The sequence below is a fragment of the Pseudomonas sp. I2 genome (assembly GCF_040984075.1).
In the GTDB taxonomy this organism is placed as follows: Bacteria; Pseudomonadota; Gammaproteobacteria; order Pseudomonadales; family Pseudomonadaceae; genus Aquipseudomonas; species Aquipseudomonas guariconensis_B.
In genome coordinates, this window is sequence record NZ_JBCGFQ010000020.1 from 65,985 (window position 1) to 79,661 (window position 13,677).

Annotated in this window: 14 protein-coding genes; 5 read left to right on the forward strand and 9 right to left on the reverse strand. The window is 65.1% G+C overall.

Features of this window, described 5'->3' with window-relative positions:
• Positions 1–2: 2 nt before the first annotated feature.
• On the reverse strand, positions 3–1,157 hold the full coding sequence (locus tag WCE05_RS12440) for an efflux RND transporter periplasmic adaptor subunit (protein WP_225788039.1): 1,155 nt from the start codon (positions 1,155–1,157) through the stop codon (positions 3–5).
• A 256-nt stretch (positions 1,158–1,413) separates the two neighbouring features.
• Here WCE05_RS12440 and WCE05_RS12445 point away from each other — a divergent pair, with 256 nt between their 5' ends.
• Positions 1,414–2,046 carry a TetR family transcriptional regulator gene (locus tag WCE05_RS12445; RefSeq protein ID WP_225788040.1) on the forward strand — a complete coding sequence of 211 codons (633 nt, stop codon included), beginning with the start codon at positions 1,414–1,416 and terminating at the stop codon, positions 2,044–2,046.
• Positions 2,047–2,128: 82 nt separating this feature from the next.
• On the opposite strand, the gene WCE05_RS12450 is transcribed toward WCE05_RS12445, so the two are convergent.
• A complete protein-coding gene (locus WCE05_RS12450) occupies positions 2,129–3,580 on the reverse strand; it encodes an MDR family MFS transporter (protein WP_368815999.1) in 1,452 nt (483 codons plus the stop codon).
• 397 nt (positions 3,581–3,977) lie between these two features.
• Here WCE05_RS12450 and WCE05_RS12455 point away from each other — a divergent pair, with 397 nt between their 5' ends.
• Positions 3,978–4,847: an oxaloacetate decarboxylase gene (locus WCE05_RS12455; RefSeq protein ID WP_253080371.1), complete on the forward strand. Its 870-nt coding sequence runs from the start codon at positions 3,978–3,980 to the stop codon at positions 4,845–4,847.
• Between the two features lie 19 nt (positions 4,848–4,866).
• Here the strand turns inward: WCE05_RS12455 and WCE05_RS12460 are convergent, their stop codons facing one another.
• The gene (locus WCE05_RS12460) at positions 4,867–5,040 is read right to left on the reverse strand and encodes a hypothetical protein (protein WP_225788043.1); all 174 of its coding nucleotides are present in this window, start codon (positions 5,038–5,040) and stop codon (positions 4,867–4,869) included.
• A 58-nt stretch (positions 5,041–5,098) separates the two neighbouring features.
• Entirely contained in the window at positions 5,099–5,974 is an 876-nt protein-coding gene (locus tag WCE05_RS12465) for a LysR substrate-binding domain-containing protein (protein WP_225788044.1), read from the reverse strand.
• Between the two features lie 113 nt (positions 5,975–6,087).
• Between WCE05_RS12465 and WCE05_RS12470 the strand changes: the two genes are divergently transcribed.
• Positions 6,088–7,725 carry a 5-guanidino-2-oxopentanoate decarboxylase gene (locus tag WCE05_RS12470; RefSeq protein WP_368816000.1) on the forward strand — a complete coding sequence of 546 codons (1,638 nt, stop codon included), beginning with the start codon at positions 6,088–6,090 and terminating at the stop codon, positions 7,723–7,725.
• 65 nt (positions 7,726–7,790) lie between these two features.
• Here the strand turns inward: WCE05_RS12470 and WCE05_RS12475 are convergent, their stop codons facing one another.
• On the reverse strand, positions 7,791–8,711 hold the full coding sequence (locus tag WCE05_RS12475) for an AraC family transcriptional regulator (RefSeq protein WP_253080372.1): 921 nt from the start codon (positions 8,709–8,711) through the stop codon (positions 7,791–7,793).
• A 201-nt stretch (positions 8,712–8,912) separates the two neighbouring features.
• Here WCE05_RS12475 and WCE05_RS12480 point away from each other — a divergent pair, with 201 nt between their 5' ends.
• Together WCE05_RS12480 and WCE05_RS12485 are read left to right on the forward strand one after the other, a co-directional pair.
• Complete coding sequence (locus WCE05_RS12480; RefSeq protein WP_225788047.1) at positions 8,913–9,206, forward strand: putative quinol monooxygenase; 294 nt, start codon at positions 8,913–8,915, stop codon at positions 9,204–9,206.
• An 89-nt stretch (positions 9,207–9,295) separates the two neighbouring features.
• A complete protein-coding gene (locus tag WCE05_RS12485; protein ID WP_225788048.1) occupies positions 9,296–9,529 on the forward strand; it encodes a hypothetical protein in 234 nt (77 codons plus the stop codon).
• Here the strand turns inward: WCE05_RS12485 and WCE05_RS12490 are convergent, their stop codons facing one another.
• From WCE05_RS12490 to WCE05_RS12505, 4 genes are all read right to left on the reverse strand, one after another.
• Entirely contained in the window at positions 9,530–10,135 is a 606-nt protein-coding gene (locus tag WCE05_RS12490) for a flavin reductase family protein (protein ID WP_225788049.1), read from the reverse strand.
• Between the two features lie 119 nt (positions 10,136–10,254).
• Entirely contained in the window at positions 10,255–10,581 is a 327-nt protein-coding gene (locus WCE05_RS12495) for a hypothetical protein (RefSeq protein ID WP_225788050.1), read from the reverse strand.
• A 251-nt stretch (positions 10,582–10,832) separates the two neighbouring features.
• Positions 10,833–11,978: a Fic family protein gene (locus WCE05_RS12500; protein ID WP_368816002.1), complete on the reverse strand. Its 1,146-nt coding sequence runs from the start codon at positions 11,976–11,978 to the stop codon at positions 10,833–10,835.
• 148 nt (positions 11,979–12,126) lie between these two features.
• On the reverse strand, positions 12,127–13,446 hold the full coding sequence (locus WCE05_RS12505; protein WP_225788052.1) for an MFS transporter: 1,320 nt from the start codon (positions 13,444–13,446) through the stop codon (positions 12,127–12,129).
• Between the last annotated feature and the right edge of the window lie 231 nt (positions 13,447–13,677).

Below are 13,677 nucleotides of genomic sequence, written 5' to 3' on the forward strand. Positions count from 1 at the left end.
TCTTACTCCCCTTTGCCGCCTGCGCTTGCCGCATTGGCCTGGGCTGGATTGACCGCTTTCTTGACGTTGGTGGCCTCGCTGACCTTGACCTCGACGCCCGGGCGGACGAACTGCAGGCCTTCGGTGATCAGGCGGTCGCCCGGGTTGAGGCCTTCCTCGATGAGCCAGTCGTTGCCCAGGGTGCGGTTGGCCTTGAGGTTACGCAGCTCGACCTTGTTCTCCTGGTTGACCACCAGCGCGGTCGGGTTGCCCTTGAGGTCCCGGGTCACGCCCTGCTGTGGGGCCAGGATGGCGTTGGCGTTGACCCCGGCCTGCAGGCGGGCATGCACGAACATGCCGGGCAGCAGGGTGTGCTCGGGGTTGGGGAAGATCGCCCGCAGGGTCACCGAGCCGGTGGTCTCGTCGACCGCGACTTCGGAGAACTCCAGGCGGCCTTCCTGGCCGAACAGGCTGCCGTCTTCCAGCACCAGCTGGACCTTGGCGGCATTCTCGCCGGCCTTCTGCAACTGGCCGCTTTCCAGGTCGCGGCGCAGCTTGAGCAGCTCGGCGGTGGACTGGGTGACGTCGACGTAGATCGGGTCGAGCTGCTGGATGGTGGCCATGGCGTTGCTCTGGCCGTTGTTCACCAGCGCGCCTTCGGTGACCGACGAGCGACCGATGCGGCCGCTGATCGGGGCCAGGACCTTGGTGTAGCGCAGGTCGATCTGGGCGCTCTTGAGCGAGGCTTCAGCCTGCAATCGTTTGGCATTGGCGTCGTCGTATTCCTGCTTGGAGACAGCCTGCTCGTCGATCAGCTGCTTGTAGCGCTCGGCCAGCGAGCGGGTGGCTTGCAGGTTGGCCTGGGCATTGGCCAGGTTGGCTTCGTAGATGGCCGGGTCGATCTGGTACAGCTGTTGGCCGGCCTTGACGTCGCTGCCTTCCTTGAACAGGCGCTTGAGAATGATGCCGTTGACCTGTGGACGAACCTCGGCGACCCGGTAGGCGCTGGTGCGTCCCGGCAGTTCGCTGGTCAGGGTGTAGGCCTGTGGCTGGAGGGTAACGACGCCGACCAGAGGAGCCTGCGCCGCGGGCGCTGCTTCTTCTTTGTTACAGCCACTTAGCAAGGTTGCCAGGGCGACGGCGGAAACCAGGGCGGTGACGGCTGGCTTGAATTGCATGAGGATCCTCGGGTCGCTAGAGCTGGGAGACGCTCAAGAATAGTGGAAGTGTCCTATCGGAAAAATACTTATCCAGTGGATAAATAGCTTACTAACGAATATACTTACATTCATGCTTGTTTGTAAATACCGCAGAGGGGTGTGAATCCCCCCGCGGACTGGACACATACACCGGGTGAGGCCCTGAAAGAGGCGACCCCGGCCTGATGACCGCACGCCATGCGAGCGTGCGGGCCGTGATAGAGGTTGAGCTGCCATGGTCCGTCGAACCAAAGAGGAAGCCCAGGAAACCCGCGCCCAGATCATCGAGGCGGCGGAAAAGGCCTTCTACAAGCGCGGGGTTGCGCGAACCACCCTGGCCGACATCGCCGAGCTGGCGGGCGTGACCCGCGGGGCGATCTACTGGCATTTCAGCAACAAGGCCGACCTGATCCAGGCATTGCTCGACAGCCTGCACGAGACCCATGACCACCTGGCCCGCGCGAGCGAGAGCGAGGACGAGGTCGACCCGCTCGGCTGCATGCGCACGCTGTTGCTGCAGGTGCTCAACGAGCTGGCGCTCGACGCGCGCACCCGGCGTATCAATGAAATCCTGCATCACAAGTGCGAGTTCACCGACGACATGTGTGAAATCCGCCAGCAGCGCCAGGGAGCGGTCCTGGATTGCCATGAGGGCATCACCCTGGCCATGACCAATGCCGTGCGCCGCGAGCAATTGCCCGCCGACCTGGACGTGCAACGTGCGGCCATCGCCCTGTTCGCCTATGTCGATGGCTTGATCGGGCGTTGGTTGCTGTTGCCGGACAGCTTCGACCTGTTGGGCGATGCTGAAAAATGGGTCGACACGGGGCTAGATATGCTGCGCTTGAGTCCCTCCCTGCGCAAATGACACTTTGTGAAGGATTGTGATGAAGTGTTTCCCCTCTGTATTAAGGGGAGGTTAATGCGGCGCCCGAGCGGCCCCAGCATCCTCAATGCCCCCGCAGTTGGCGGTCGGGCATCGCCAGTGCAGCCCCCAGCCCGATCAGCGATACCCCGGCGCTGGCCAGCAGCAGATGACGAAACGTCTCCAGCAACCGTGCCTGGGTCACCGGGTCCGCTTCACCCGCCTTCAGGCTGCCCAGCAGCGGATTGCCCAACAACTCGAAACCACCCTGGTGCAGCAGCGCCAGCAGCAGGCTGGACATGCACGCCACCCCCATGGCACCGCCGAGGGAGCGGAACAAGTTGGTGGTGCTGGTGGAAACGCCGATGTCCTTCATCTCGACCGCGCTCTGCGCGCCCACCAGCGAGGTGGGGAACTGCAGGCCGCAGGCGATGCCGGCCAGCGACATGAATACGGCACTGAGCACGCCCGCTTGCGGCGGCGTCAGGGCCATGGCGGCGATGGCCACGGGCATCAGCACGGCGCCGGCGAGGATCTGCGGCCGGTAGCGGCCGGTGAGGCTGGTCATGCGCCCACCACAGAAGGCGCCCAAGGGCAGGCCCATGGCCAGCGGCAGCAGGTGTAGGGCGGCGCTGTCGGCGCCGGCGCCGGTGATGCCCTGGTAGCGCAGGGGCATGAGCATGGTCAGGGCGATCGACTGGAAGCTGGCGAAGAACACCGTGCACCAGCACAGGACCGCCGCGCGGTTGCCGAACAGTTGCAGGGGCAGGAGCGGCTCGGCGCAGCGCCGCTCATGCCCGACGAACAGCAGCAGCCCCAGCAGGGCCGTGGCGAACAGCGCCAGTACCGGTGGCGCCAGCCAGGCATGGCCCTGGCCGACCAGGGTGATGCCCAGCAGCAGGCTGCCCAGCCCGAGGATCAGCAGCAGCGCGCCGAGATAGTCCACCTGCGCGTCGCGCCGTTGGCCGGGCATGTTGCCCAGGGCACGGTGGATCGCCCATAGGGCGAACAGGCCCAGCGGCAGGTTGATCCAGAACACCCAGCGCCATGACAGGTATTCGGTCAGCCAGCCGCCGAGCACCGGCCCGGCCACGCTGGCCAGGGCGTACATGCTGCTGAAGTAGCCCTGGTAGCGACCGCGTTCCCGAGGCGGGACGAAGTCGCCGATGATCGCCTGGCTCACCGACACCATGCCGCCGGCCCCGATGCCCTGGACCACCCGTGCCAGCACCAGTTGCTGCATGTCCTGGGCCAGGGCGCAGGCTACCGAGGCCAGGGTGAACACGGCGGTGCCGGTGAGGATCATGCGTCGGCGTCCGTAGAGGTCGCCGAGCTTGCCATAGATCGGCACGGCCACGGTCATGGCCACCATGTAGCCGGAGATGACCCAGGCCAGCAGGCCGACATCGTTGAACTGCGCGGAGATCGCGGGCATGGACACGGCGACGATGGTCTGGTCCAGGGCGCCGAGGAAGATCGCCAGCATCAGGGCGGTGAGGACGCTGCGCAGCACGGCAGGGGGGAGGGCGGCGGTCACGGGCATACCTTGTCGGGGAATGGGGTGTATCAGGGCGGTTCGAGTCGTGGTATCTCATCAGGGTCGCTTCGCGCCCCCTGAATAGCTCACCTCGCTATCGCGCCAACCGCCGGATTGTAACCTGAGTTAGGTAGCTTCCTATGTACTACGTGCATCCCCTATGCAAGATCGGCATTGGCGCATTCATCCAGTGCTGCATGGCTGCGTGATATCGTGACCTGGCCGCAGTCGCTGAAATCCGCGGTCTGCACCAGCATGGTGCAACGCATTGCCGCAGGATTTCCCAGCGCTGTTTCCCACACCTTCTATTCCTCTGCCTGCATGTCGAGCATGACCGCCCAGATGGCGACGGTTGGAACAGGTCAGGTTCAATTTTCACCTTACAAGCGGAGTGATCATGTCCAAGGCTTCCCACCACGATCTGCGTTTTGCCTTCCGCGAACTGCTGGCTTCAGGTTCGTGCTTTCACACCGCGTCGGTGTTTGACCCCATGTCGGCCCGCATCGCCGCCGACCTGGGCTTCGAGGTCGGCATCCTCGGTGGTTCGGTGGCCTCGCTTCAGGTGCTGGCCGCGCCCGATTTCGCCCTGATCACCCTGAGCGAGTTCGTCGAGCAGGCCACTCGCATCGGCCGGGTGGCCCAGTTGCCGGTGATCGCCGATGCCGACCACGGCTACGGCAACGCCCTCAACGTGATGCGCACGGTGATCGAGCTGGAGCGCGCCGGCGTGGCCGCGCTGACCATCGAGGATACCCTGCTGCCGGCGCAGTTCGGCCGCAAGTCCACCGACCTGATCCCGGTGGAGGAAGGGGTCGGCAAGATCCGCGCGGCCCTCGAGGCGCGGGTCGACTCGGCGCTGTCGATCATCGCCCGGACCAACGCCGGCGTGCTGAGCACCGAGGAAATCATCGTCCGCACCCAGAGCTACCAGAAGGCCGGGGCCGATGGTATCTGCATGGTGGGTGTGAGGGATTTCGACCATCTGGAGCAGATCGCCGAGCACCTGACGGTGCCACTGATGCTGGTCAGCTACGGCAACCCGAACCTGCGTGACGACGAGCGCCTGGCGCGCCTGGGCGTGCGGGTGGTGGTCGACGGCCATGCCGCCTACTTCGCCGCGATCAAGGCCACCTACGACTGCCTGCGTCTGCAACGCGGGCAGCAGAACAAGTCCGAGAGCCTCAGCGCCACCGAGCTGTCGCATACCTACACCCAGCCCGAGGACTACATTCGCTGGGCCAAGGAGTACATGAGCGTCGAGGAGTGATCGGCGCGGTGCAGTCGGTTCAGCGCACGGCGCTCAAGGTCGCGGTGTGCGGCACGCAATGCTCCTGGGCGCAGCTTGCCGCGGCGTTGGGTTGGTTGCGCAGCAATTCGACTCGCCAGCAGGCCGAACCATAGAGCCCCGCGACGGCGATCACGATGAGGGCAAGGGTCCAGCGTCTGGATCTGATGCTCATGGTGCGTACCTCCTGTTGCTGCAACAGGTGATACCTACAAGCATAGGTCAACCTGGGATCACTGCCTGGCGCGATCCTCGAGCCAATCCATCAGCTCGACCAGCCCCGGCGGCAGCGGCTTGGCAGGGCAGACCAGGTAGTAGCCCTTGCCGGTTGCCACCTTCAGCCCGAAAGGCATGCACAGCCGGCCGCTGAGCAGGTCGTCGCCAATCAGCGCCCAGTCGCCGATCGCCACGCCGGTACCCTGGGCAGCCATGGCCATCGCCATGTCCAGGGTCTGGAAATGCTGCCTGGGCCCCTGCGGCTCGAACGCCGCTCCCGCCGCCTGTAGCCACAGCCGCCAGTCATGCTCGTCCGACGAGGGGTGCAGCAGCATGTGCCGGGACAGGTCCTCCAGGCACGCCAACGACGCGGCGCCCTGCAGCAACGACGGGGCGCAGACCGGCGTCAGTTGCTCGTCGAATAGCTTGCGCACCTGCAGGCCCGGGCTCGGTGGCCCGCCATAGACTACGGCGGCATCGAAGCCTTCGCGGCGCAGGTCCACGCCGTGCTGCACGGTGGTGGTCAGCTCCACCGGCACGTCCGGGCGCAGGGCCTGCCATTCCATCAGCCGTGGCAGCAGCCAGCGCATCACGCAGGTGGGCGCCTTGAGCTGCAGGACGGCGCTGCGCCCGCCGACTTCGCGCACGCCCTGCTCGATGAGGGCGAACACCTGCTGCACCCGGGGCAACCAGTCCTGGCCCTCGCGGGTCAGTGCCAGGCCACGGGCCTGGCGCTGGAACAGGGCATAGCCCAGGTGTTCCTCGAGCCCGGCGATCTGCCGGCTGACCGCGCCCTGGGTGATGTGCAGCTGCTGCGCCGCGCGGGTGAAATTGCAATGTTGGGCGGTGACCAGAAAGGTGTGCAGGGCCGGTAGAGGAGGCAGACGTTTCATTGCGCTGAGCCATGATCACAAGACATGACTAGTATGTGTTTTTTTGCATTGTGGCGATAGCCATGCCTTGGTTCCATGGTCACTGGTCTCAACAAGAATCAGGTAAAAGACAGATGGCAACCTGTGGCGAAGTACTGGTCGAACTCCTCGAAGGCTATGGCGTGGAGCATGTCTTCGGCATTCCTGGCGTGCATACCGTGGAGCTGTATCGCGGCCTGGCGGGATCGTCGATCCGGCACATCACCCCACGCCACGAGCAGGGGGCCGGGTTCATGGCCGACGGCTATGCGCGCACCCGTGGCAAGCCGGGGGTGTGTTTCATCATCACCGGCCCTGGCATGACCAACATCACCACGGCCATGGGCCAAGCCTATGCCGACTCGATCCCGATGCTGGTGATTTCCAGCGTGCAGGCCCGCGACCAACTCGGCGGCGGTCGCGGCAAGTTGCACGAGCTGCCCAGCCAGGCAGGGTTGGTCGCCGGTGTGGCGGCGTTCTCCCATACCTTGATGAGTGCCGACGACCTGCCCCAGGTGCTGGCCCGTGCCTTTGCCGTGTTCGACGGTGCCCGGCCAAGGCCGGTGCATATCGAGATCCCCCTGGATGTGCTGGTCGAGCCGGCCGGCCACCTGCTGCCGGGTCGTCCCGTGCGCACCGGTCGGGCGGGCGCGGCGCCACGGGGTGTGGCGCTCATGGCCGAGCGCCTGGCCTCGGCGCGGCGGCCGTTGATCCTCGCCGGTGGCGGCGCCCTGGCGGCGGGCACGGCCCTGGCCCGCCTGGCGGAGCACTTGCAGGCACCGGTGGCGCTGACCATCAATGCCAAGGGCTTGCTGCCGTCCGGGCATCCGTTGCAGATCGGTTCGACCCAGTCGCTGCCGGCCACTCGCGCGCTGGTCGCCGAGGCCGACGTGGTGCTGGCCATCGGCACCGAGCTTGCCGAGACCGACTACGACGTGACCTTCAAAGGCGGCTTCGAGATTCCCGGCAGCCTGCTGCGCATAGACATCGACCCGGACCAGACCGTGCGCAACTACCTGCCGGAACTGGCGCTGGTGGCAGATGCCGAGCAGGCGGCCGAGGCCTTGCTCGATGCCTTGCAGACTCAGATGCAACCGGTGCGTGACCCCGCCTGGGGCGCCGTGCGTGCCGCTCGCCTGCGCCAGGACTTGTCGACCACTTGGGACCCGCCGACCCTGAGCCAGACACGCCTGCTCACCAGCGTGCTGGAAACCCTGCCCGACGCCATCCTGGTGGGCGACTCGACCCAGCCGGTGTACACCGGCAACCTGACCTTGGACATGGACCAGCCACGGCGCTGGTTCAACGCCTCGACCGGCTACGGCACCCTTGGCTACGCCCTACCGGCGGCCATGGGCGCCTGGCTCGGCAGCGGCGGGCAGGTGGACGAGCGTTCACCAGCCATCTGCCTGATCGGCGATGGCGGCTTGCAGTTCACCCTGCCTGAACTGGCCAGCGCGGTGGAGGCCCAGGTGCCGTTGATCGTGCTGCTGTGGAACAACCAGGGTTACGAGGAAATCAAGAAATACATGGTCAACCGGGCCATCGAACCGGTGGGCGTGGACATCCATACGCCGGACTTCATCGGTGTCGCCCGGGCCCTGGGCGCCGCGGCGCAGCAGGTGGAGGACGTGGGCCAGTTGCAGGCCGCGCTGCGCCAGGCTGTGGAGCGCCAGGGGCCGACCTTGATCCAGATCGACCAAGCCCAGTGGCAGACGGCGGTGGGGGGCTGACAGGTACGGCGAAGCGGCTGCATCGGGGCCGCTGCGCGCCCCATCATGGCAGCGCAACCCGGCCTTCAATCGGCAGCGGTACGCAGCCGCGCCACGTCACGGATCGGCGGTGCGCCATACAGCCTGCTGTACTCCCGGCTGAACTGAGACGGGCTTTCGTAGCCCACCCGGTACCCCGCCACCGCGGCTTCGAGCCCCTCATTGAGCATCAACCGCCGCGCTTCCTGCAGGCGCAACTGCTTCTGGTACTGCAGGGGGCTCATCGAGGTCACTGCCTTGAATCGATGGTGCAAGGTCGAGGTACTGAGGTTGACCTCGCGCGCCAGATCTTCGATGCGCAGCGGTCGCTGGAAGTGCTGGTTGAGCCAGGCGATGGCCTGGCTGACCCGGTGGGTCTGGCTGTTGGCCAGGGCGATCTCGTACAGGCGGTAGCCCTGTGGCCCGCGTAGCAGGCGATAGAGGATTTCCCGGCGGATCAGTGGCGCCAGCATGGGGATATCCCGGGGGGCGTCGAGCAGGCGCACCAGACGTAGCAAGGCATCGAGCAACTGCGGATCGGTCTTTTCCACATACAGGCCACGGCCAGAAGGAAGGTTGGGCACCAGCATCGGCCCGCTTTCGGCGATCAGTTGGCTGATCTGTGCCGGGTCGATGTCCAGGCGCAGGCCCAGGCTGGGCGTCTCGGGGCTGGCGTCCAGGCGCACCCGGCTGATCGGCAGGGTTACCGACACCACCATGTAGTGCAATGGGTCGTAGGTGTATTGCTCGTCGCCCAGGAACAGGCTCTTGCTGCCCTGGGCCAGGACACACAGGGCAGGTTGCGCCAGGCTCGGCACCGAACGCACGTTTTCCCGGTAGGCCACCAGGTACAGGTCGTCGACCGCCGAGGCCGTGCCGTAGGGCTCGCCGGCATGGCGCAGGATCAGGTCGGCCAGCTCCTGGCGTTGTAGCTCCAGGGACGGGGCGGGGGGCGTGGGCGTGGTCATGGCGGGTTTCCTCTACTGACCGACGCAGGATAGGTTCGGGCAAGGGTGGGCGCTAGTCGAAAGCTGCTCCTCGCTTGCCTGATCCTGCACGGTTGCAGGATCAGGCAAGCGGCCGGCAGTAATGGCCTAACGGCGCGCGCGGGCGAGGGCCTAACCTTGCCAGCCTGGCCTTTCCGTCCGTCTGCTTCAAGGAGAACGTTCATGACCCAGCCTCAACCGGTCACTCACCTGGCTTTCATCCGGGCCAGCAGCGGTCGTTCGGCGGAGTTGGGCGCGCGCCTGCGTGACCTGCTCGAACCCTCGTTGCAGACGCCCGGCTGCCTGAGTTTCACCGTGCAGCGCTCCCAGGCCGATACGGACCTCTGGCTGCTCAGTGGCAGCTGGCGCGACCAGCAGGCCATGAGCGGCTACTTCGCCTCGCCGACCCTGGACCTGTTCGGCGAGCTGGTGCAGGCGCAGGTGGTCGCGAGCCTCGACCTGCATACCTTTGCATGATGCCTGGGCCCGAATAGGCAGCACCGATTGTGCCCGGCACTCGCCAGGTTAGAATGCCGCCCTTCGATCAACACGTGGATACAGGCACGATGGCACGTAGAGAATTCCCCCGCTTCGAAGCGGTTTCGGCAATGGTTCCGGCAGAGGGCGGCGGCTACCACGCCGCGATCGCCGTGAAGGCCCTGGGCATGGGCGGCGCGCCGCGTTTCCACAAGGTGCTGGACGGGCAACTGTTCAAGACGGCGATGGCCGCCGACGAAGCCGCCTGCGCCGAGCTCGGGCGCCTGCAAGGCGTCAGCGAAGACGGCGAGCTGGTCTGGTGATCAGGCCCGTGGCCGGGGCATCTTGAAGCAGTTGCCCAGCTCGAAGTAATCCGCAGGCCCGCCGCCGCGCAGGATGGGCTCGGCGGCGGCAGTGTCGTAGATGCCGTCCTTGAGCAGGTGCTCGGCGATATGCACGGCCACCACTTCGCCAAGGATCAGCCAACTGGGCACCAGCGCCTGGTCGGCGCGCTGGAGCTGGACGATCTGGCTCACCTTGCACTCGAAGGCCACCGGGCTTTCCCCCACGCGCGGTACCCCGACGATGCGCGATGCCGTGGGCGTCAGTTCGCTCAACTGGAATTCATCCACCTCGGCCGCCACCGCCACGCAGCTCTGGTTCATCTGCTCGGCCAGCGGGCGGGTGGCCAGGTTCCAGACGAATTCACCGGTCTGTTCGATGTTGTTCAGGCTGTCTTTGCGGCCGATGCTGCAGAAACCGATGATCGGCGGCACGTAGTTGAAGGCGTTGAAAAAACTGTAGGGCGCCAGGTTCAGGCGACCTTCGCGGTCCTGGGTGGAGATCCAGCCGATGGGCCGGGGGCCGACGATGGCGTTGAACGGGTCATGAGGCAGGCCGTGGCCTTTGGCGGGTTCGTAGTAGTACATCTGCGCAGGGCCTGTGGCCCTTCCTCTTGGCGGGACGAGGCGCCTAGTGTGCCAAGGCTGGGCCCGGCTGGAAACGATCAAGCCCGGCCGAAGCCGGGCTGGGCGCTCGCATCGCGGGATCAGCCGATGCGGTGGGCGTGGGTGCGGTCGAAGCCGTCTTCGGCGAAGCGTTGTGCGCCAGTGCGGTCGAAGCCATCTTCGGCGAAGCGTTGTGCGCCAGTGCGGTCGAAGCCATCTTCGGCGAAGCGTTGTGCGCCGGTACGGTCGAAGCCATCTTCGGCGAAGCGTTGTGCGCCGGTACGGTCGAAACCATCTTCTGCATAAGTCGCCGATTGGGTCTGGACGGCGGTGAAGTTGTGGGCGTTGGTACGGTCGAAGCCGTCTTCGGCGAAGGCGCCGGTCGCCAGTACCGACAGGGCCAGGGTCAGGATCAGTTTGTTTTTCATGGTCGTTGCTCCAGTGGAATCGATGGGTTGCTCTGCTCTATGGGTTTCATGTTACGCCGATTAATTAGATTAAAAAGCGCAAAAAGTAGCGCTAATAAATCTACTTTTTCGATTTGTTTGATGTGCAGATACCTGCGAAGCATCACGTCAGGTGTCCCTTTCCGGGAGCGGCGAAAGACACTTCGCCACCCTTCGAAGGATGCCTCTGCTGAATTAATTCGGGGTTAAGTGCGAAGGGTCAGGTTGAAGTTCTATCGTTCAACCTGATCATCAACGGGCGTATTGACCCGGTAGCGGGTACTGCGACCGCCGCCCGGCAGGCGAACCAGGCAGCCCTTGTCGAGCAGGTCGGTGAGATGGCGGGTGGCGGTGGCCTTGGACACCTTGGCCACCGCTTGATACTGACTGGCGTTGATACCCGCCTCGAAGCCGCGTTGGCCGCCATCGAGCAATCGGTTGAGCACCTTCACCTGCTCGGGCAGCAGCCCATCACTGCGGTGCGCATGCCAGAAGCGCGCCTTGGCCAACACCCGGTCGATCCGCACCAGCGCCTGCTCCAGGCTGCGCAGCAAGGTCGTCAAGAACCAGGCTAGCCAGCGTGTAATGTCCAGGTCGCCTTTCTGGCTGCTTTCCAGCACCGCGTAATAGCCTGACCGATCCTCGAGGATGCTGGCGGACATCGCATGGAAACGGATGGCCTGTCGTTCGCCCTGGGCCAGGGCCAGGTCAGTGAGGGCGCGGGTCAGGCGACCATTGCCATCATCGAACGGATGCAGGGTCACGAACCAGAAGTGGGCGATGCCGGCGCGTAGGAACGGGTCCAACTGCGTGAAGTGGCGACTGTCCTCGAACCATTCGAGAAACGCCTGGAGCTGCTCTTGCAGCCCGGCTCGCGGGGGCGCTTCGAAATGTACCCTGGGTTTGTCGAGGCGGCCGGAAACCACCTGCATGGGCGCCTCGTCCCGCAGTTGGCCGACGAGGATGGGTTTACCCAGGGCCTCGTCGCTTGCCGGGAACAACCATCGATGCCAGGTGAACAGGCGTTGCAGGGTCAAGGGCTGGTCATATCCCTGCGTCGCGTCCAGCATCAGTTCGGCAAGCCCCTCGCTGCGGGCTGTAGTCGAACCATGCCCCTCGAGACCCAGGCGACGGGCCAGGGAGGAACGCACGGAGCCGACATTGAGCTGCTCGCCCTCGATGGCGGAGGACGTAATGATGTTCTGCAGCAAGGTATCCAGGATATTGTGGCTTTCGCTGAGTTCGTCCACGGCACCGATCCTGCCCAGCAAACGTCCCTGCGTTTCGACACAGCTTCGCAGCAGCGTGGCAAGCTGCTCTGTATCCCAGCGCAAATGAGGCCACTCTGGCCGCTGCCAGATCCACATTGGATCGCTCATGGTTTCCCCTTGTTGTGCCATGAGCCCAATAGTAGCCTTATTCGGCTCATTTGGTGAGCCGAATAAGGGGGTTATTCGGCTCACGATAGCCATGAAAAAGGGGCGCCCCGTCAGACGGAGCGCCCCTTTTGCAGGCTTGCAAGCAGGATCAGTCAGTGGTGATCCGCGAGTGCTTGCGGGTGTCCTTCATGGTGGCATACACCAGCAGCGAGCAAGCGATGCAGCCGGTGACGTACCAGTAGAAGCCGGTTTCCATGCCTGCGCTCTTGAACCACAGAGCCACGTACTCGGCGGTGCCGCCGAAGATCGACACGGTCAGGGCGTAGGGCAGGCCCACGCCCAGGGCGCGGATCTCGGTGGGGAACAGCTCGGCCTTGACCACCGCGTTGATCGAGGTGTAGCCGCTGACGATGATCAGCGCCGCCATGATCAGGAAGAAGGCGCCCCACCAGGTCTGCACGGTGTGCAGGGTGCTGAGGATCGGCACGGTGAACAGGGTACCGAGCACGCCGAAGGCGATCAGGATCGGGCGGCGGCCGATCTTGTCGGAGAGGCTGCCGATCACCGGTTGCAGGCACATGAACAGGAACAGCGTGGCCGCCGAGATGGTGGTCGAGTCGCTGATGCTCATGCCCACGGTGTTGACCAGGTACTTCTGCATGTAGGTGGTGTAGGTGTAGAACGCCAGGGTGCCGCCCATGGTCAGGCCGACCACGGTCATCAGCTCCTTGGGATGGCGCAGCAGGGTGCGCATCAGGCTTTCCTTGGCCTTCTCCTTCTTGGTGAAGGAGGCGGTTTCTTCCATGCCACGGCGCAGGTACAGGGCGACCACCGCGCACAGCGCGCCGATCACGAAGGGCACGCGCCAGCCCCAGGCGTACAACTGCTCGGTGGTGAGCGTCTGTTGCAGGATGATCAGCACCGCCAGGGCGATGAGCTGGCCGGAGATCAGGGTCACGTACTGGAAGCTGGAGAAGAAGCCACGGCGGTCCTTGGTGGCCATCTCGCTGAGGTAGGTCGCCGAGGTGCCGTATTCACCGCCCACCGATAGGCCCTGCATCAGGCGCGCCAGCACCAGCAGGACCGGCGCGGCGACGCCGATGCTTTCGTAGCCCGGGGTCAGGGCGATGATCAAGGAGCCTGCGCACATCAGCAGTACCGAGGCCATCAGCGCGGCCTTGCGGCCCTTGCGGTCGGCGTACAGGCCCATCAGCCAGCCACCGATCGGGCGCATGAGGAAGCCCACGGCGAAGATCGCGGCGGTATTGAGCAGTTGGGCGGTGGTGTCGCCAGCCGGGAAGAAGGCCTTGGCGAAGTACAGCGAGAATGCGGCGTAGACGTACCAGTCGTACCATTCGACCATGTTGCCGATGGATCCGCTGAAGATCGACTTGAGACGGCTGGAGGTGGTTTTTTCCGCGGCGGGCGCGAGGGCCGCCCCGGCGGGCAGGGTGGTGGCGTTATCCATCAGGGATACCTTCTCGTTGTTTTTGTGGAGCGCGCCGTGGCGCGGCTTGCCGGGACAAGTGCAGAAAGTGTGCCAAATGGATGCAGGGTGATCCAAATGAGGGCGCCGCGTGCCCTATCGTGGGCCGGTCAGCCCCCACGCAAGCCCTGTAAACCGCACTTCTTGAGGTATACGGCACCCCCTCACGGGGGGCGGGCTTGCCCGCGATGGGCTGCAACGCCGCCCCTACGA

Coding starts and splice junctions, on each gene's coding strand:
- WCE05_RS12460 (WP_225788043.1), bottom strand. CDS start 5,040: ATGAGCATCAGATCCAGACGCTGGACCCTTGCCCTCATCGTGATCGCC.
- WCE05_RS12485 (WP_225788048.1), top strand. CDS start 9,296: ATGGCACGTAGAGAATTCCCCCGCTTCGAAGCGGTTTCGGCAATGGTT.
- WCE05_RS12480 (WP_225788047.1), top strand. CDS start 8,913: ATGACCCAGCCTCAACCGGTCACTCACCTGGCTTTCATCCGGGCCAGC.
- WCE05_RS12445 (WP_225788040.1), top strand. CDS start 1,414: ATGGTCCGTCGAACCAAAGAGGAAGCCCAGGAAACCCGCGCCCAGATC.
- WCE05_RS12475 (WP_253080372.1), bottom strand. CDS start 8,711: ATGACCACGCCCACGCCCCCCGCCCCGTCCCTGGAGCTACAACGCCAG.
- WCE05_RS12455 (WP_253080371.1), top strand. CDS start 3,978: ATGTCCAAGGCTTCCCACCACGATCTGCGTTTTGCCTTCCGCGAACTG.
- WCE05_RS12490 (WP_225788049.1), bottom strand. CDS start 10,135: ATGTACTACTACGAACCCGCCAAAGGCCACGGCCTGCCTCATGACCCG.
- WCE05_RS12495 (WP_225788050.1), bottom strand. CDS start 10,581: ATGAAAAACAAACTGATCCTGACCCTGGCCCTGTCGGTACTGGCGACC.
- WCE05_RS12500 (WP_368816002.1), bottom strand. CDS start 11,978: ATGAGCGATCCAATGTGGATCTGGCAGCGGCCAGAGTGGCCTCATTTG.
- WCE05_RS12440 (WP_225788039.1), bottom strand. CDS start 1,157: ATGCAATTCAAGCCAGCCGTCACCGCCCTGGTTTCCGCCGTCGCCCTG.
- WCE05_RS12505 (WP_225788052.1), bottom strand. CDS start 13,446: ATGGATAACGCCACCACCCTGCCCGCCGGGGCGGCCCTCGCGCCCGCC.
- WCE05_RS12470 (WP_368816000.1), top strand. CDS start 6,088: ATGGCAACCTGTGGCGAAGTACTGGTCGAACTCCTCGAAGGCTATGGC.
- WCE05_RS12465 (WP_225788044.1), bottom strand. CDS start 5,974: ATGAAACGTCTGCCTCCTCTACCGGCCCTGCACACCTTTCTGGTCACC.